The sequence below is a fragment of the Pantoea sp. nfd-35 genome (assembly GCF_056892255.1).
The window spans coordinates 3,173,746-3,190,929 of the sequence record NZ_CP122403.1 but is presented as its reverse complement, the minus strand read 5'-3'; the positions used below and the strand labels follow the sequence as shown (position 1 = coordinate 3,190,929).

Below are 17,184 nucleotides of genomic sequence, written 5' to 3'. Positions count from 1 at the left end.
AGAAACCCACCGATGGTGGGTTTTTTTATGGCTTATTTTCGAGCCGGCTCGGCCGGAACCGTTTTCGCCTCTAAGGCCTCGGCCTTTGCGGCCTCTGCTTCTGCCGCATCCTGTTGTGCTGTATCAGACTGTTTTTTTCCTTCTTCAATAAACTCTTCATCGATCTCTTCGATGTTTTCACGGTTATCGCGTCCGGACAGCAGATTCCAGCAGGCAATGAACAGCGCGGCGATCACCGGGCCAATCACGAAGCCGTTAATGCCGTAGATTTCCATCCCACCCAGCGTCGTAATCAGAATCAGGTAGTCAGGCATTTTGGTGTCTTTGCCCACCAGCAGCGGGCGCAGAATGTTATCTACCAGGCCGACAACCACGACAAAGAAGCCAACGAGGAACAACCCTTTCCACAGCGCACCGGTGGCGAAGAAGAAAATGGTCGCCGGAACCCAGATGATGGCGGAACCGACCGCAGGAACCAGTGACAGGAAGCCCATCAATGCGCCCCATAGCAGGCTGCCATCGATGCCGGTAAACCAGAAAGCCAGCCCGCCCAGAATCCCCTGCACGACGCCAACGACGACCGTGCCTTTCACCGTTGCGCGTGACACCGCAGCAAATTTCATAAACAGATGATGTTTAACGTAGGTAGACAGCGGAAGTGCTTCCAGAATGAGATGCACCAGATAGGAACCATCTTTCAGCAGGAAGAACAGCAGGTAAAGCATGATGCCGAAGCCAACGGTAAAACTGAACGTACCTTTACCGATGATAAAGGCGCTGCCCGCCAGATACTGACCGCCCTTAAGGGCAAATGCCGACAGCTTCTGCTGAATCTGCGTGGCATTGTCCAGATTATTTTCAGCCAGATAATGTTTAGCCCAGCCCGGTAGGTGCTGTAACAAATCGGCGAAGACCACCGGAAACTGGGCGGAGTTGGTTTGCAGCTTGTGATAAACCGTGTTCACCTCCACCACCATGGATGAGGCGATGATCGCTAACGGGGTGAAAACGATCAGGCAGATGCAAACCAGCGTCAGCAGTGAGGCAAGACCGTTACGATCGCCCAGTTTGCCGCGCAGATACCTTTTGAGCGGGTGGAAGATGACGGCCAGCACCGCTGCCCACAAAATGGCCGAAAAGTAGGGCGCTAATACTTCAAAAAAGGCAATGGTGGCCATTGCTAAAATCAGAAGGAAAAACCCGACAGTAAGTCCTTTAAAGCGCATTGGATAACCTCATGTAAACATCCCTTAATAAGCACGCACGCCGATGCGGCCATTCGCAACCCGAGAGTGTATGAATGTGGCAACGGTAATCAACGATCAATTCTGTTTTTTAATCAATGTCAGACGGCATTCGTGCGGTAACGCCCTCACAACGTCGTAAAGAGGTGGCGGGGCGTAGTCTTGACATCGCCATTGGGCAACACCTCGTTATCTGTGAATAACATCGGTCAATCCTACATTAGCGTAGCGGGTTCGGCCGTTTTTGCTGCCCGTTCGCGGTGGTTTATTCAGCACGCAACGCGCTTTGGGGGTAAACCTCTGGCATAGCAGCTGAAATAAAAATGTCATAGGGCAATGCTAGCGTGACAACCGGCAAGGTCAGAGATAATCAGACATCAAAGGAATAATAATGAAAATGAAATTCACGCTGATTGCGGCGGCACTGCTGGTGGCGCAGCAGGCACAGGCAATTTCGTTGTCCGAGGCCAGCATGCTGGCAAACAACACCTCGCAGGGATCGCCCAGCCCGGCTTTTAACGCACTTGAATTACAGGCGCTGGCGGCAGAGCGGGCGGCCATACAACATGGCGCGCCTGCGCTCAGCCGTGCCCAACTCAAGCAGGCGAAGCAGAGTGATAAACTCGCTGACTACCAGTGGCTGAAAGCCAGCGGTTATGATTTCCAGGGGAATGCGTTGCAAAAGGCAGGTATTGCCCTGTTATCAGGGTTCAGCACGCTGCCGAAAGCGGTACTGGACGCCAATCGTGCCACGGTGACATCAATTAATCTCAATGCCACTCAGGGCGAGCGACATCAGGCGCTGGCGGACGCAGAGGGGATCAGCTATCTCTATTTTCTCGCCGATGCCCTTGGGCCGCGTTTAGGTAAAGCCTTCCTGGCTGCCTATGACAAAGGCGAAATCAATAAGGCGGCAGCCCTGATCAAAGCCAGTGAAGTCAGTACCGGTGAAGCAAAAAAACATTTTAACTATCCACGTCCTTTCCTGCACAAAGGGAATACGATTCATCTGGTGCCGGATGATACGGTGATCAAAGACAATCATCCCTACACAGCCGATGGCGGCTCGTTCCCCAGCGGGCACACCAACACGGGCTATACCGATGCGCTGCTGCTAGCCGAGATGGTGCCGGAGCGGTTTGAAGCCTTACTGCAACGCGGCGCACGCTACGGCTATTCGCGGCTGGTTCTGGGCGTGCACTATCCGCTCGACGTGATGGGCTCGCGCATGGTGGCGCAATACAACGTTGCCCATTATCTGAACGATGCCGCTTATCGGACGTTATTCAACGATGCCCGTCAACAACTGCGTAGCGCGCTGGAAAAAGAGTGTGGAACAACCCTGGCGGCGTGCGCCAAACCTGCCGGTAGCGACGATCCTTACGGCAATGGCAGCATGAAGCCGTTTTATCGCTTTACGATGAGCTATAACCTGCCCAAGGTCGCCGGGAACACGGCCAAACTGCGGGTACCGGACGGGGCCGAGGTGCTGCTGGAAACGGCCTTACCACAGCTGTCCGCAAAACAGCGCCGTGAACTGATGGTGAAAAGTGCCTTATCTGCCGGTTATCCGCTGGGTGGACCGGGCGCCGATCAGGCATTCTGGCAGCGGCTGGATCTGGACGCCGCATACGCACAGGCCAAATCCCACAGATAAAAAACATGGGCGGGAATCTCCCGCCCATGTTTTTACAGCGTGGCCTGGGTTGGCATCATGCCAGGCACCAGAATAACCTTGCGGCACGCTTCTTCACGCTTTTCAAAAATCTCATAACCGCGAGCGGCATCTTCCAGCGGCATATGATGCGTCACGATTTCTTCCGGTTTTAAATGCCCTTTTTCAATCAGATTCAACAGATCGGGCAGGTAAGCATGCACATGCGTCTGGCCCATTTTAAAGGTCAGGCCCTTGTCAAACGCATCGCCAAACAGGAAACCATGAATAAATCCCGCATACACGCCGGGCACGCTGACAATGCCGCCACGGCGAACCGCAGCGATACATTGACGTAACGCTTTGCCGCTGCTGCCTTCTAGCTTCAGGTTGGTTAGCACTGTTTCGGTCATGCTGCCTTTGGCTTCAAAACCCACCGCGTCAATCACGGCGTCCACACCGCGGTGTCCCGCGCTGTGCTCAATAATCCAGGCGGCGGGATCGTCGTTGTTATCAAAGTTGATGGGGATCACGCCGTAGCGCTCTCTGGCAAAATTCAGCCGGTAGTCATTGTGATCGATCATGTAGATCTGCTCTGCACCTTCCAGTCGGGCACAGGCGGCACTGAGCAGGCCCACAGGACCTGCGCCAAAAATAGCGACGCTCGATCCCTGTTTAATCTCGGCATTTTTCACCGCCTGCCAGGCCGTAGGCAAAATGTCGGACAGGAACAGAACCTTTTCGTCTGAAAGGGTGTTCGGCACTTTAAAAGGGCCGGCGTTGGCCTTAGGCACGCGCACGTATTCTGCCTGACCACCGGGCACTCCGCCATAGAGTTTACTGTAGCCAAACAGGGCCGCCGGCGGCGTAATGCTTTTGCGGTTTAGCGCCGCGCCTTTGCCGCTGTTGGTGTTTTCACACGCGGCATACTGATGCAGATGACAAAAAAAGCAGTCACCGCAGGCGATAACAAACGGGATCACCACGCGGTCGCCTTTTGCCACGGCCGTTACCGCACTGCCGGCTTCCACCACTTCACCCATGAACTCGTGGCCGAAAATATCGCCATGATCGGTACCGGGAATTTTTCCTCGATAAAGGTGCAGGTCAGAGCCACAGATCGCCGTGGCCGTTACGCGCAGAATAATATCATCGGCGGCTTCCAGTCCGGGATCGGCAACGTTATCAACGCTGACTTTATGAGGGCCGTGATAGGTTAACGCTTTCATAGAGTCGACTCCTGTAAATCACTGGACGGCAACCGCCGATCGGGCGGCGGCTGCATTAACAGCGCGGTTGAGCGCACTGTCCTGTCCAAAACGTTAAAGGTGATTGAAGTGTAGTGAGGAAAAAATGGGTAAGCAGAGCGGTATCCGCAAACTATGGCGGACGGGGCAGGCCGTAACGCCGTCATCACACGTTTTCCCCTGTTTTTGCCGGAAAGGTGCACGATATGGCGCTTAACTTGAATTTTTACCGTCAGATAGTGTAAAAAATGGGGCGCAATCGATTACGTCCTGACGGGGCGGGCTGAATCTGGCAGGTTGCACACATGCGTTGATGGCGAAAAACGCCAACCCTTTACCCGCTGCAAGCCTTGATGCAGGCTGATGCATATTCTGGAAGATCTGATGAAAACCTCGCAAACCCGCACGCTGGAAACCCCTCACGTTAATGATGAAACTGGCTGGCGAAAAACGGATACCGTCTGGATGCTGGGTTTATATGGCACCGCTATCGGTGCGGGCGTGTTGTTTCTGCCGATCAATGCGGGCATGGGGGGACTGTTACCCTTGATCGTTATGGCGGTGCTGGCGTTTCCCTTGACCTTCTTTGCCCATCGGGCCTTAACGCGTTTTGTCCTCTCTGGCAGCAATCCGGCAGGGGATATCACCGACGTGGTTGAAGAGCATTTTGGCGCAGGGGCGGGCAAACTGATTACGCTGCTCTATTTTTTTGCCATTTACCCTATTTTGCTGATGTACAGCGTAGCCATGACTAATACCGTTGAAAGCCTGATGGTGAATCAGCTGGGCCTGGTGCCGCCGCCGCGTGCGCTCCTGTCGTTGATATTGATTATCGGCATGATGACGGTGGTGCGCTTTGGCAAAAGCATGATTGTGAAAGCGATGAGCGTCCTGGTTTATCCGTTTGTCGCCGTGTTGATGCTGATGGCGTGTTGTCTGATTCCTTACTGGCACGGGGCCGCACTGGAAACCCTCAATACGGGCAGTGGGCGCAATCTGTGGATGACGCTGTGGCTTGCCCTGCCGGTCATGGTATTCTCGTTTAATCATTCGCCAATCATCTCCTCGTTCGCCCTGGCGAAGCGGCAGGAGTACGGCGAGCAGGCCGAGCGAAAATGCTCCCGGATTCTGGCCTGCGCGCACCTTTTGATGGTGCTTACCGTGATGTTCTTTGTCTTCAGCTGCGTACTCAGCCTCTCGCCGCAAGACTTACAGTCCGCTAAAGCGCAAAACATTTCGATCTTGTCCTACCTTGCCAACCATTTTAATGCGCCGCTTATCGCCTGGATTGGGCCGTTGATAGCCGTGGTGGCGATCACCAAGTCATTCCTTGGCCACTATCTGGGCGCACGTGAAGGGTTCAACGGCATGGTGAATAAAGCGCTCCATAGCCGGGGCAAAGCGATAGCCCCTGACAGGCTGAATCGTCTGACGGCCGTGTTTATGCTGCTGACAACCTGGCTGGTGGCAACGCTCGATCCCAATATCCTCAAAATGATTGAAACGCTGGGCGGCCCGATCATTGCCGTAATTCTGTTTTTGATGCCGATGTACGCTATCCAGCGGGTGCCCGCTATGCGTCAATACAGTGGCAAACTCAGTAATTTGTTTGTGATGCTCGCCGGTCTGATCGCCATTTCGGCCATTTTTTATTCGCTGCTTAAGGCGTAATTCTCATTGATATCAAGGCGCCGTCCGATCGTTATGCCGGGACGGCGCCAACCTGGGACAGCGTTCAGACGTATTCATTAAACAAAGGTTTATATTTGTTACGAATTAGCATGGTAAAGTTAACGAGAATAATTCTTATTTCTCAACAGGGTTAATAAACATGAAATTCGGTATTTTTGCAGCCACGTTGCTGGCCTCAACGGTCTGTTTGGCCACCACCTATCCTCTGACCGTAACGGATGTGGATGGACAGACGATTACGCTGCAGAAAGAGCCTCAGCACGTCATTCTCCAGGACGGGCGAGACATCATGACGCTGGCGCTGCTGGACCGGGATAACCCTTTTAAACGGGTTGTGGCATGGAATAACCTGCCAAAGAAACAGGATACGCAAACCTGGGCGCTGCTGAAGAAAACCTGGCCGCAGGCTGAGAAGATTGTGGATATGGGCTTCAACGATCAGGGGCAGGTGAACCTCGAAAGCGTGTTGGCAAAGAAACCGGATATCATGATTGCGCAGTTGCGTGCCAAACCTGCGCTGATGCAGTCGGGAGTGCTGACCACGCTCAAAAGCCTGAACATCCCGGTCGTGTTTGTTGACTATGAACTGCATCCTAAAGAAAACACCGTGCCGGGTATTACGCTGCTGGGTAAAGTGCTGAACCGTGAAGCCGAGGCGAAGGCCTACACCGATTTTTACCAGCAGCACTGGCAGAATCTGCAGAAGGGCATTGACCAGGTTAAAACCAAACCCACCGTCTTTATTGAACCGATAGCCGGTAACAGCGACAGCTGCTGCTTTACGCATAGCCACAGCGGCTGGGGTGGACTGGTGGAAGCGGTCGGCGGCAAAAATATCGGATCGACTTTGCTGCCGGGTAACGCAGGTTTTGTTTCCCTTGAGAAAATCATTGCTATGAAGCCGGACGTTTACATCATGACGGGGTCAAAACGTTCCAACAGTAATGTACTGCCGTTCGGTTACGGATCGGACAGGAAAGCGGTGGCGGCAACCTTTACGACGTTGTTGAAGCGTACAGGATTAGCGCAGATTGAGCCGGTAAAACAGGGGCGCACCTACGGGATCTATCACCACTTCTACAACCATCCTTACAACATTATCGGGATGGAGATTCTGGCAAAAGATTTGTATCCAAAGCAGTTCAGTCAGCTCGATCCGGTGGCGGATTACCATCAAATCATCCGCAGGTTTACAAAATTACCGGATGCGCCTGTGCTGCTGAGTTACCCCTGATGGTCATCCGTTCAGGCGTAAAGCGCGCCTGAACGGATAAAACTGAACATCCGTTTTCAGGTTTGCGATGTGCAGCGGTGTATTTCTTATTGGATCAAACCGGCATGTAAAATATATCCGAGCCGTTTTTCATCCAACTGTCATTAACCAGAGGTTATTATTTCATCCCGACACTTGTGATGTGGTGTTGTCTGCTTTGCTTCTCCCTTTTTCTCTTAAGGGGCATTTTCCAGTTTACTGGCTTTGACGATAACTTCCCGATCTCAGGATCGGGGTTTTATTTTGATGCCTCGCCAGGTTTGAGTCCCCAAACGATTTTCCGCAAGGTATCTGTGTTTCACGCCTGATGCAGCGTGCCTGACGAGAGAGAGACGCCGTCCGCGCCTGTTTAGCGCGCTGACTTTTAAGAGTTTTGGTCATTCTTATTTCTTCCAGTTACGACAATAGTAATGGCAACGGCGCTGAGTCGCCGTTACCACTGGAGGCAGTACCATGAAAAAAATAAAATCAGGTTTGATTATCGCCCTTTTAGCATACAGCACGATGTACAGCAGCCCTGGGCTGGCACAGGGGCCAGGCGGCCCAGACGGTCCGTGGCATCATCCTGGCCGCGGTCCCGACGGCGATGGCCCGCCAGGCCTGGATCGCGATGGACCTCCCGGCCACCGGCCTGGCCCGCCACCGCCAGATGTGCGGCGCGATTATCATCACGATCGCTTTGCCTGGCGCGGTCATGAGTTTCGCCGTGGTGGTCCTGTACCGCGAGAGTACTGCGGTGAAGATTATCGGGTTGATGACTGGCGTGAGCGTGGTCTGAGAGAACCGCCGCCGGGTCAGCACTGGGCCGACATCGACGGTAACTATGTATTGATTGCCGCCGCCACCGGCATTATTACCTCGTTAATCCTGAATAACGCGTTTCAATAGCGACACAGGGATGGCCGATGCCATCCCTTTTTTATGCACCGAACGCCCGTTACCAGGCTATTCTGACAGTTAATCCTGAACGTTTACTGGCTAAGGAGTTCTGATGACCACGGTTAAGATGGTTGCTGTTGATATGGATGGCACCTTTCTGGATGACAAAAAGCAGTATAACCGCGCGCGGTTCCTCGCCTGTTACCACCAGCTCACTCAGCGACATATCAAATTTGTCGTGGCCAGCGGCAATCAATACCATCAACTCCGCTCATTTTTCCCTGAGATCGCCAGTGAGATTGCGTTTGTCGCAGAAAACGGCGCGTTAATTATCGATCGTGATGAAGAACTGTTCTGCGGTGCTTTTAGCCGCAATGACATCGATGCGGTACTCGATACGCTTGAAAATGGCCACTATCCTGATCTGCGCTATCTGCTTTGCGGACGTGAGAGCGCCTACTACTTCGAAGGGATGGATGAGAAGTGGCTGGTCAAGATGCGGCATTATTGCCACCGGCTCAGGCCCATTCGTTCTCTTGATGAGGTTGCCGACGACAGGATACTTAAGTTTGCCCTTAATCTGTCGGATGAGTATGTCGAGCCTTTAATGGCGGATATCCAGCGCCTGCACGAAGGTTCGGCGGCGGCGACGTCGAGCGGGCACGGTTCGGTTGACTTAATCGTTCCTGGTCAGCATAAAGCTAACGGCCTGAACCTGCTGGCGCAGCGCTGGGGCATTTCTCACGATCGGGTACTGGCCTTTGGCGACGGCGGTAACGATCTCGAGATGCTGCAGCAGTCGGGTTTCAGTTTCGCGATGAGCAATGCGCCGCAGCGGGTTAAAGACGCCGCGCGCTTCCTGGCACCCGCGAATAATGATGAAGGTGTGCTACAGGTGATCGAGCAAATGCTTGCAGGTGAAACGCCCTTTAGCGGGGCGGAACAGGGGGAATGTGCGGGCTAAAACACCGCCCGCACTACGCTTAGGCGCTGACCGGCCAGGCGCGCGTAATCATGTCGCGCATCTCATCTTTGCTGTAGCTGACGAGGCTGTTTTTACTGTTGGCCCGGGCCAGGATCCAGTCGATATCCGACGGGCTTAACGTTGGCCCCTCCTGCCAGAACGTCATAATGGCTGAGCGTTGTAGCCAGGCTTTGAGATAGCGCGCGGGTGAATCGGTCTCCTCGTCAAAAAGCTGCGCATGCATGTCATCCATGAGCTGACGCTGGCGCGCATGCTGGCTGTCTGCAAGATGATCCAGAAACGTGAACAGCAGCCTGCCGCAGACTTCACCATGATGGAAGGGTTTAATCGCGCCCAGCTCTCCGGCGATGCCGTGTATTACGCCCAGCCCCGCGCTGCTCAGGCTGACACCGCCCAACCAGGACGCCATCATCATCGCCTCACGCGCGCGATCGCCGGTTTCGTCTTGCTGGTTTTGCCGAGGCCATCCCTGAATAAACTGACGCAGTCCGGTAAGGGCTAACTGGCGCGTAAAGAGGTTGCCCTTGCTGGAAAGATAGGCTTCAAATAAATGGGTAAACGCGTCGATTCCACAGGTGGCCAGCACCTTATCGGGGGCGCCCTTAAGCAAGTCGGGATCGAGAATCGCGACCTGTGGCACGAACACCGGATGGCGCAACGATGCTTTTATCTGGATATCCCGCTGGTCAGTCACGACGGCGTTCTGCGTGACCTCACTGCCGGTGCCCGCCGTGGTGGGAATCGCGATGAGCGGCAAGGTAACGGCGCTGACTGCCGTGTCTCCGACTTTTTCCAGGTAGCGGGCGGTGGGAAGCGGGTGCTGAATCATGGCGCTGAAGGCCTTGGCGGCATCCAGAACACTGCCGCCTCCTACGGCGATAACCCGATCGACATGGCCGCGCCAGCGCGCCACCCAGCCATCAATATCGGCAGGCGAGGCCTCGTTGCTCACAATTTCATAACCCACAATGTGATCGTTCAGCGTGGTTTTAATTCGGGCATAGGCGTCGCCCTGTAAGAACGAACGGCCGCAAAAGAGCAGGGTAGCCTGGGGTTGGGCGGCCAACAGGGGAATCAGTTTGTTAAGGCTTCCCTGGCCGAAAAGGGTTTGTTGATTGCTGTACAACTCACTCAGATTGTCACTCACCAGCGCATCCTTTTATATCTTCGCTAAAATCTGAGTGTAACGAAAAGCGGGCGATCGGCCCCGGGAAACTTTCTTATAGCGAGGGGAGCAAAAGTTGATCGTCTTCGCAAAACGCAAATTCAACAACGTGGAGTGATGCTTTAACACGGATGTTACCCTTAACATGTTATCGGTAACAGGGGCTGTCAAAATGTTACGACCATGGCAGCGCCCCAATTTTGCGCGTCCTCCGGGACGACGATAACAAAGCGGCACTGAGAAGATTCAGCGCATCAGGTGGAGAAAAATTATGCCATTACTCTATGTGGCGATTGGCGTGGCATTACTGTTACTGCTGATGATTCGCTTTAAACTCAACGGCTTTATCGCACTGATTTTAGTCGCCCTGGCGGTGGGGATCATGCAGGGCATGCCGGTCAACAAAGTCATTCTTTCGATTAAAAACGGCGTCGGCGGGACGCTGGGCGGACTGGCGCTGATCATGGGATTTGGTGCCATGCTCGGTAAATTACTGGCCGACTGTGGCGGTGCACAACGTATCGCCACCACGTTGATCGATAAATTTGGCACAAGGCACATCCAGTGGGCGCTGGTGCTGACCGGTTTTATCGTTGGTTTTGCCTTGTTCTACGAAGTGGGCTTTGTGCTGATGCTGCCGCTGGTGTTTAGCGTTGCGGCTTCTGCACGGGTACCGCTGCTGTTTGTTGGCGTTCCTATGGCGGCGGCGTTGTCTGTCACCCATGGGTTTTTACCGCCTCATCCTGGCCCCACGGCAATAGCGACGCTGTTTAACGCCGATATGGGAAAAACCCTGCTTTTTGGTACCTTACTGGGCATTCCGACCGTTATCCTGGCGGGTCCGGTTTACGCGCGTTTCCTCAAAGGCATTGATAAGCCTATCCCTGAAGGGCTCTACAACCCCAAAACCTTTAGTGAAGCCGAAATGCCAGGCTTTGGCGTCAGCGTCTGGACATCGCTTGTTCCGGTCATCCTGATGGCACTGCGTGCGGTAGCGGAGATGGTGCTGCCCAAGGGACACGCGCTGTTGCCTTATGCCGAGTTCTTTGGCGATCCTGTTATGGCGACGCTAATTGCCGTGCTGATTGCGATCTTCACCTTTGGTCTGAACCGCGGGCGCAGCATGGAACAGGTGATGGACACGTTAAGCGATTCCATCAAAATTATTGCCATGATGCTGCTGATTATCGGCGGCGGTGGGGCCTTCAAGCAGGTTCTGGTGGACAGCGGCGTGGATAAATACATTGCCAATATGATGCATGCCACCAATTTGTCGCCGTTGTTTATGGCCTGGTCTATTGCTGCTGTGCTGCGTATCGCGCTTGGCTCGGCAACCGTGGCGGCGATTACCGCCGGAGGCATTGTCGCGCCGTTAATTGTAACCAGCGGTGCCAGTCCTGAATTAATGGTGATAGCCGTGGGGTCGGGCAGTGTGATTTTTTCACACGTTAACGATCCAGGATTCTGGCTGTTTAAAGAGTATTTCAACCTGACGATAGGCGAAACCATCCGCTCCTGGTCAGCACTGGAAACGATTATATCAGTGTGTGGTTTAGTGGGATGCTTGCTACTTTCTTACGTGGTGTAAGGGCGCCTGCACGTGACAAAAGGGCCGCGCAAACATGGCGGCCCCTGCCGTTAATCTGACGCTTCAAAGCCCGCTTTTACCATCTGTTCTCGCAGTGCGCGGGCGATCTCCCGGTTACCTCCGGTAACCGGATAAATCACGTTATTCACCACATCATCAAGGTAATGCTCCGCAAATTCCTGTCGGGTAAGTTGCGTGCCGCCTTCATCATTAATGGCGAAAAAACCTTTGATTTGTTCACCGCTGTCTTTTGCCTTCAGGCTGTAGCGGCCCATGCTGGTATTAATGCTACTCATAAGGTCTCTCTCCCTGCTTTGCATTTTTAGTGTCAAAACCGTCGAGCTGTCCTGTCCGCCTAAATTTTAGCCAGAGATGATTCTTAAAACGAAGCGACAGGAATGACAAAAAGGCCGCTATGCGATGCTTCTCACAGAAAATCACAATTAAAGCTGAATGTTGCTTTCATAGTTGAGAAGGCAATAAGCAAAAAGCACATCGCTGAATTTTGCCTATACTGTTATGGGAATGTTTTTTAATGGTAAGGGAGAGGAAATGAAAATAATTCTGTGGATTATCGCCATTATTTTTATCGTGGGACTGTTGACCCTGACAGGGGTATTCAAACTGATTTTCTGATTCGACGGGCATCTTGACGGGTGCCCGCAGCCCGACCAGTGAGCGTTTCTCTTGACACCGCGAGCCGGTAAGATTTTCATCCTGCTACCTGCTACCTGCTACCTGCTACCTGCTACCTGCTACCTGCTACCTGCTACCTGCTACCTGCTACCTGCTACCTGCTACCTGCTACCTGCTACCTGCTACCTGCTACCTGCTACCTGCTACCTGCTACCTGCTACCTGCTACCTGCTACCTGCTACCTGCTACCTGCTACCTGCTACCTGCTACCTGCTACCTGCTACCTGCTACCTGCTACCTGCTACCTGCTACCTGCTACCTGCTACCTGCTACCTGCTACCTGCTACCTGCTACCTGCTACCTGCTACCTGCTACCTGCTACCTGGTTAAGCGAGCGCATTTTTACTGGCATTACCCTGATCCTTAATCATTCTTTATGTGGTTTATCTGAGGTGGTGTGATGGTAAAAGTCGCTGTTTATCACTGCTCGCCCCGTTCGGCGCCTGTATGAAGGCGCGACGTGATGTTGCGTAAGTGTTGAGTTTGGTTGTGAAAACTACAGAACTTAGTGGAAATGTTGAAAGTTCTTGCTGTTTGGGCTTGGTTCATCTTTTTTGCGCTAAAATTGCTCGTGCTTTATTACGTCAATGATAATTACATGCTGAATACCCTGAGCATTTTTTTTTAAATTTCGGGTCAGGCGGGTCTTCCCGTTGCTGATTTTCAGCATGGAACACTGCGTTCAATCAATAAGAGACAGGTAATACCGAAGTGAACAGGTACCTTTTAACAACGTTATCAGCTTCATTACTGGCGCTGTTTTTTTCTTTTTCCCTCCAGGCCGCTATGCTCTCCCAAGAGATTAAATCAGGCTGGGATACCTTTACCGGCAACGTCCAGCAAACCTGGCAACAGCCTGATGCAATTGATGTTTATGTGCCCGCCATCACCTGGCACAACCGCTGGACGTATGATGAAGAGCATATTCACAGATATAACGAACGTCCCTGGGGCGCCGGTGGTGGCGTTTCGCGTTACGATGAGAAAGGGAACTGGCACGGCCTTTACCTGATGGCGTTCAAAGATTCTTTCAACAAGTGGGAACCGTTTGGCGGTTATGGCTGGGAGGCCACCTGGCGACCTTTGCAGGATCAAAATTTTCACTATGGTCTGGGCTATACCGCAGGGGTAACGGCACGGCATAACTGGGGATACTATCCCGTTCCGGCCATATTACCGTTGGCGTCAATAGGTTATGGTTCGCTGAACTTTCAAATGACTTATATTCCAGGCACTTACAACAACGGTAACGTGTATTTTGCCTGGCTGCGCTGGCAGTTTTAAGCTCTGGAGCCAGTGAAAAAGTAACCAAAGGGTAAATAATAGCGATATTTATCACTTTTTCATCAAATCAGGCTGGACAAAACCCTCAGCAATTGCTGTACTAGATGGCGACACAGTTTAGTGTCCATTTTTCATGTAAAGGTAATATAGATGTCTAAGATTAAAGGTAACGTTAAGTGGTTTAATGAATCTAAAGGATTCGGTTTCATTACTCCTGAAGATGGCAGCAAAGATGTATTCGTACACTTCTCTGCGATCCAGAGCAATGGCTTCAAAACTCTGGCTGAAGGTCAGCGTGTAGAGTTTGAAATCACTGACGGCGCAAAAGGCCCATCTGCTGCTAACGTTATCAGTCTGTAAGTTAACAGTCAGAATTCTAAAAACCCGCCTTCTGGCGGGTTTTTTTATGCCGGTATGCGTCACATTTCTGGCTGAAGGATGAAACGGCTTTAAGGCGTAATTGCAGTGCTGCCGCTGCCTCGTCCCCGTATCATTTCCTGCACATCACGCCCTCCCGCGCTTTTCGATATCACGCTGGCACACTGCGCCAGACAGGCTACTGCAGCACGATAACCGCCAGCAAACTGCGGCGCGAGTCACAGATAATCCTTGTAACATAATCATAACAACTCGCAGGGGGAGCATTTTAGCGCGTCTCAGGTTATAACTGACTCTCCGCATAACAGATAAAGAGGTGCCAGGATGGATATTCGTCCGGCTCAGGCGAAGGACAGCTTCGTACTGAGCGCGTTGTTAAGTGAACTCGGTTATGGCGGTACAGAGCATTTTATTGAACAACGTCTGGCCCAGCTTATGACGGATCCCAATGAAAAGCTGCTGATCGCAGAACAGGGTAATCATGTACTGGGATTCCTTTCCCTGCATTTTATCCCTCAGTTGGCGCTGGCAGGGGATTTTGCCCGTATCAGCTATTTTTGCATCGCGGACGGTGAGCGCAGCAAAGGTGTGGGCCAGAAACTGCTCCAGCATGCAGAAGCCCTGGCAGCGCAGCACGGCTGCGACCGCATGGAAGTTCACTGTCATGCTTCACGTCTTAAAGCTAACCAGTTTTATGGCCGTGAAGGCTATGTTGAATCACCACGCTACCATGTGAAAGCCCTTCAGCCTTTGTAAGAGCATTGAAAGGTTACCAAAGGGCCTGTATCACGGCAGTACTGCTTTCAGGGAGAACCCACGATGAAAGTCGCATTAGGGCAATTTGCGGTTCAGCGTGACTGGCAGGAAAACGTCATAACCTGCCAGGACATGATGGACCAGGCCAGCCGTGCCGGGGCCGATCTGCTGGTTCTGCCAGAAGCGGTGCTGGCCACTGATATCACTAATCCCGATTTCATACTGGAAGCCGCTCAACCGCCTGACGGGCCGTTTCTGTCGCAACTGCTTAGCGCCAGCAAAGGCCATGGGCTGACTACCGTGCTGGGAATGCATATGCCGGGCAGTGAGCGCAAAGTGTTTAACGTGCTGGTGGTCATTCGCGATGGCAAGATCGTGGCAGAATACCGCAAGCTGCATCTGTACGATGCGTTCGCGATGCAGGAATCAAAGCGGGTTGAAGCCGGACAAGAGATTCCGCCGCTGGTGGACGTTGCGGGCATGAAAGTCGGGCTGATGACCTGCTACGATGTGCGTTTTCCCGAGCTGTCGCGGCGTCTGGCGCTGGAGGGGGCCGAGGTGTTGGTCTTACCCTCCGCATGGGTCAAAGGGCCGCTAAAAGAGATGCATTGGGATTTACTTACCCGCACGCGCGCGCTGGAAAATACCTGTTATGTGGTGGCTGTAGGCGAGTGCGGTATGCGTAATATTGGCAATAGCATGGTGGTCGATCCCCTTGGCGTACCGATAAGCCGGGCGGCCGAGTCCCGGGCACTTATTTTTGCCGAGCTCGATCCACAAAGAATCGCAACAGCGCGCGCAATGCTGCCGGTGCTGGATAACCGCCGTTTTAGCCGGCCCGAACTGGATGGAACGCGCTAACCGGGGGCAGGGATCATCGCTACCCGATTGGGCCTGAAACCTGACGGCGCCGCTGCGCGATCTTAATCTGTTACAGATTACGCTTGAGGTTAGCGCTAAACTGCGCCTAAATAAGCGTTACCGTTATTCGCCAGATTATAAAGGTTATATATGGAAGGTATCAGTATTGCCAAGCTGCTGATTATCGGTGCGCTTATCGTACTGCTTTTCGGCACCAACAAGTTACGTTCTCTGGGTGGCGATCTGGGCTCCGCAATCAAAGGCTTTAAAAAGGCCATGAAAGACGAAGACACCAGTGCAGCGCGCACCACGGCAGAAGAAACCCCTGCGGAACGCGTTTCTCATAAAGATTAACGCGGCGTCAGTTTTAGAAAAGTGTTAATTTTTATTTCTGACAGCCATAAAAAAACCAGATTGCGGGCAATCTGGTTTTTTGTTTTTTAAGGCAGCCAGCAGGCGAACGGTTATTTCACTTCCAGGCCTTTTGCCTGCATGTCGGCATGGTAAGACGAGCGGACAAAAGGACCGCAGGCAGCATGGGTAAAGCCCATCGCCAGTGCCTCTTCTTTCATTTCATCAAATTCCGCCGGGCTGACATAGCGCTGAACAGGCAAATGGTGGCGGCTGGGCTGCAGATACTGACCCAGAGTTAACATTGTCACGCCATGACGACGCAGGTCACGCATGACCTCGACGATTTCAGCGTTAGTTTCTCCCAGGCCTACCATTAAACCGGATTTTGTCGGTACCTCGGGATGGGCTTCTTTAAAGCGTTCCAGCAGCTTCAGCGACCATTCATAGTTTGCACCCGGCCGCACCTGGCGATACACGCGTGGCACGTTCTCGAGGTTGTGGTTAAACACATCCGGCGGTGTGGCAGTCAGAATTTCAAGCGCACGATCCATGCGGCCACGGAAGTCAGGCACCAGCGTTTCAATTTTGATGCTGGGGCTTTTTTCGCGGATAGCCGTAATACAGTCGGCAAAATGCTGAGCGCCGCCGTCACGTAAATCGTCGCGATCCACCGAGGTAATAACCACATAACGCAGTGCCATGTCGGCGATGGTCTGGGCGAGTTTACCCGGTTCGTTTGCATCGGGTGCGTTAGGACGACCGTGGGCCACGTCGCAGAACGGGCAACGGCGGGTACAGATCGCGCCCAGGATCATAAAGGTCGCCGTGCCGTGATTAAAACATTCAGCAAGGTTAGGGCAGGAGGCTTCTTCACAAACGGAGTGGAGCCCGTTTTTACGCATTGCGGCTTTAATGCCCTGAATACGACTGGAGTCCGCCGGCAGTTTGATTTTCATCCACTCCGGCTTGCGTAGAATCTCTTGCCGGTCGACGGCCACGGTCTTCACCGGGATCAGCGCCATTTTGTCTGCGTCACGATATTTGACGCCGCGTTCCATCTGAATTGGTTTACTCATAAATCAGCAGGTTCCGGTCGGATTGCGATTTGAAAGCTGTCTCACTCAATCA

The 17,184-nt window shown here is 52.9% G+C and carries 17 protein-coding genes; 12 read left to right on the top strand and 5 right to left on the bottom strand.

Annotation, left to right across the window (positions count from 1 at the left end; translation table 11 throughout):
- Positions 1-32: 32 nt before the first annotated feature.
- Positions 33-1,226, bottom strand: a complete 1,194-nt coding sequence (locus tag P9J57_RS14910) for an AI-2E family transporter (protein WP_013024992.1) — start codon at positions 1,224-1,226, stop codon at positions 33-35.
- Positions 1,227-1,635: 409 nt separating this feature from the next.
- Between P9J57_RS14910 and P9J57_RS14905 the strand changes: the two genes are divergently transcribed.
- Positions 1,636-2,901, top strand: coding sequence for an acid phosphatase (locus tag P9J57_RS14905; RefSeq protein ID WP_072138629.1), 1,266 nt, complete (start codon positions 1,636-1,638; stop codon positions 2,899-2,901).
- A gap of 32 nt (positions 2,902-2,933) precedes the next feature.
- On the opposite strand, the gene P9J57_RS14900 is transcribed toward P9J57_RS14905, so the two are convergent.
- Positions 2,934-4,127, bottom strand: a complete 1,194-nt coding sequence (locus P9J57_RS14900) for a zinc-dependent alcohol dehydrogenase (protein ID WP_014606326.1) — start codon at positions 4,125-4,127, stop codon at positions 2,934-2,936.
- Positions 4,128-4,529: 402 nt separating this feature from the next.
- Here P9J57_RS14900 and P9J57_RS14895 point away from each other — a divergent pair, with 402 nt between their 5' ends.
- The 4 genes from P9J57_RS14895 (at position 4,530) to P9J57_RS14880 (ending at position 8,953) form a co-directional block, all read left to right on the top strand.
- Entirely contained in the window at positions 4,530-5,816 is a 1,287-nt protein-coding gene (locus P9J57_RS14895; RefSeq protein ID WP_210453154.1) for an HAAAP family serine/threonine permease, read from the top strand.
- Between the two features lie 160 nt (positions 5,817-5,976).
- Positions 5,977-7,071, top strand: a complete 1,095-nt coding sequence (locus P9J57_RS14890) for an ABC transporter substrate-binding protein (RefSeq protein ID WP_483279272.1) — start codon at positions 5,977-5,979, stop codon at positions 7,069-7,071.
- Between the two features lie 492 nt (positions 7,072-7,563).
- Positions 7,564-7,998, top strand: a complete 435-nt coding sequence (locus P9J57_RS14885; protein WP_013024997.1) for an RcnB family protein — start codon at positions 7,564-7,566, stop codon at positions 7,996-7,998.
- Between the two features lie 103 nt (positions 7,999-8,101).
- Positions 8,102-8,953, top strand: coding sequence for a Cof-type HAD-IIB family hydrolase (locus P9J57_RS14880; RefSeq protein ID WP_019105990.1), 852 nt, complete (start codon positions 8,102-8,104; stop codon positions 8,951-8,953).
- Between the two features lie 19 nt (positions 8,954-8,972).
- On the opposite strand, the gene P9J57_RS14875 is transcribed toward P9J57_RS14880, so the two are convergent.
- Positions 8,973-10,121 carry an iron-containing alcohol dehydrogenase gene (locus P9J57_RS14875; RefSeq protein ID WP_022623701.1) on the bottom strand — a complete coding sequence of 383 codons (1,149 nt, stop codon included), beginning with the start codon at positions 10,119-10,121 and terminating at the stop codon, positions 8,973-8,975.
- A gap of 289 nt (positions 10,122-10,410) precedes the next feature.
- Here P9J57_RS14875 and gntT point away from each other — a divergent pair, with 289 nt between their 5' ends.
- The gene (gene gntT, locus P9J57_RS14870) at positions 10,411-11,727 is read left to right on the top strand and encodes a gluconate transporter (protein ID WP_014593160.1); all 1,317 of its coding nucleotides are present in this window, start codon (positions 10,411-10,413) and stop codon (positions 11,725-11,727) included.
- A 50-nt stretch (positions 11,728-11,777) separates the two neighbouring features.
- On the opposite strand, the gene P9J57_RS14865 is transcribed toward gntT, so the two are convergent.
- On the bottom strand, positions 11,778-12,023 hold the full coding sequence (locus tag P9J57_RS14865; RefSeq protein ID WP_014606320.1) for a hypothetical protein: 246 nt from the start codon (positions 12,021-12,023) through the stop codon (positions 11,778-11,780).
- 223 nt (positions 12,024-12,246) lie between these two features.
- Between P9J57_RS14865 and P9J57_RS14860 the strand changes: the two genes are divergently transcribed.
- The 6 genes from P9J57_RS14860 (at position 12,247) to tatE (ending at position 16,056) form a co-directional block, all read left to right on the top strand.
- Positions 12,247-12,363 (top strand): small membrane protein YohP, encoded by a 117-nt coding sequence (locus P9J57_RS14860; RefSeq protein ID WP_441338923.1) that lies wholly within the window; start codon positions 12,247-12,249, stop codon positions 12,361-12,363.
- Positions 12,364-13,134: 771 nt separating this feature from the next.
- Entirely contained in the window at positions 13,135-13,707 is a 573-nt protein-coding gene (gene pagP / locus P9J57_RS14855; RefSeq protein ID WP_483279271.1) for a lipid IV(A) palmitoyltransferase PagP, read from the top strand.
- A 150-nt stretch (positions 13,708-13,857) separates the two neighbouring features.
- A complete protein-coding gene (cspE, locus tag P9J57_RS14850) occupies positions 13,858-14,067 on the top strand; it encodes a transcription antiterminator/RNA stability regulator CspE (protein ID WP_006118399.1) in 210 nt (69 codons plus the stop codon).
- Between the two features lie 342 nt (positions 14,068-14,409).
- The gene (locus tag P9J57_RS14845) at positions 14,410-14,841 is read left to right on the top strand and encodes a GNAT family N-acetyltransferase (protein ID WP_013025004.1); all 432 of its coding nucleotides are present in this window, start codon (positions 14,410-14,412) and stop codon (positions 14,839-14,841) included.
- A gap of 63 nt (positions 14,842-14,904) precedes the next feature.
- Positions 14,905-15,702 carry a deaminated glutathione amidase gene (locus P9J57_RS14840; RefSeq protein ID WP_105088492.1) on the top strand — a complete coding sequence of 266 codons (798 nt, stop codon included), beginning with the start codon at positions 14,905-14,907 and terminating at the stop codon, positions 15,700-15,702.
- Between the two features lie 150 nt (positions 15,703-15,852).
- Positions 15,853-16,056, top strand: coding sequence for a twin-arginine translocase subunit TatE (tatE, locus tag P9J57_RS14835; protein WP_013025006.1), 204 nt, complete (start codon positions 15,853-15,855; stop codon positions 16,054-16,056).
- Between the two features lie 110 nt (positions 16,057-16,166).
- Here tatE and lipA read toward each other — a convergent pair whose 3' ends face one another.
- Positions 16,167-17,132: a lipoyl synthase gene (gene lipA, locus P9J57_RS14830; RefSeq protein ID WP_013025007.1), complete on the bottom strand. Its 966-nt coding sequence runs from the start codon at positions 17,130-17,132 to the stop codon at positions 16,167-16,169.
- Positions 17,133-17,184: the final 52 nt, after the last annotated feature.

Coding starts and splice junctions, on each gene's coding strand:
- tatE (WP_013025006.1), top strand. CDS start 15,853: ATGGAAGGTATCAGTATTGCCAAGCTGCTGATTATCGGTGCGCTTATC.
- P9J57_RS14895 (WP_210453154.1), top strand. CDS start 4,530: ATGAAAACCTCGCAAACCCGCACGCTGGAAACCCCTCACGTTAATGAT.
- P9J57_RS14900 (WP_014606326.1), bottom strand. CDS start 4,127: ATGAAAGCGTTAACCTATCACGGCCCTCATAAAGTCAGCGTTGATAAC.
- P9J57_RS14890 (WP_483279272.1), top strand. CDS start 5,977: ATGAAATTCGGTATTTTTGCAGCCACGTTGCTGGCCTCAACGGTCTGT.
- P9J57_RS14860 (WP_441338923.1), top strand. CDS start 12,247: ATGGGAATGTTTTTTAATGGTAAGGGAGAGGAAATGAAAATAATTCTG.
- lipA (WP_013025007.1), bottom strand. CDS start 17,132: ATGAGTAAACCAATTCAGATGGAACGCGGCGTCAAATATCGTGACGCA.
- P9J57_RS14865 (WP_014606320.1), bottom strand. CDS start 12,023: ATGAGTAGCATTAATACCAGCATGGGCCGCTACAGCCTGAAGGCAAAA.
- cspE (WP_006118399.1), top strand. CDS start 13,858: ATGTCTAAGATTAAAGGTAACGTTAAGTGGTTTAATGAATCTAAAGGA.
- P9J57_RS14840 (WP_105088492.1), top strand. CDS start 14,905: ATGAAAGTCGCATTAGGGCAATTTGCGGTTCAGCGTGACTGGCAGGAA.
- P9J57_RS14845 (WP_013025004.1), top strand. CDS start 14,410: ATGGATATTCGTCCGGCTCAGGCGAAGGACAGCTTCGTACTGAGCGCG.
- P9J57_RS14905 (WP_072138629.1), top strand. CDS start 1,636: ATGAAAATGAAATTCACGCTGATTGCGGCGGCACTGCTGGTGGCGCAG.
- P9J57_RS14885 (WP_013024997.1), top strand. CDS start 7,564: ATGAAAAAAATAAAATCAGGTTTGATTATCGCCCTTTTAGCATACAGC.
- P9J57_RS14910 (WP_013024992.1), bottom strand. CDS start 1,226: ATGCGCTTTAAAGGACTTACTGTCGGGTTTTTCCTTCTGATTTTAGCA.
- P9J57_RS14880 (WP_019105990.1), top strand. CDS start 8,102: ATGACCACGGTTAAGATGGTTGCTGTTGATATGGATGGCACCTTTCTG.
- gntT (WP_014593160.1), top strand. CDS start 10,411: ATGCCATTACTCTATGTGGCGATTGGCGTGGCATTACTGTTACTGCTG.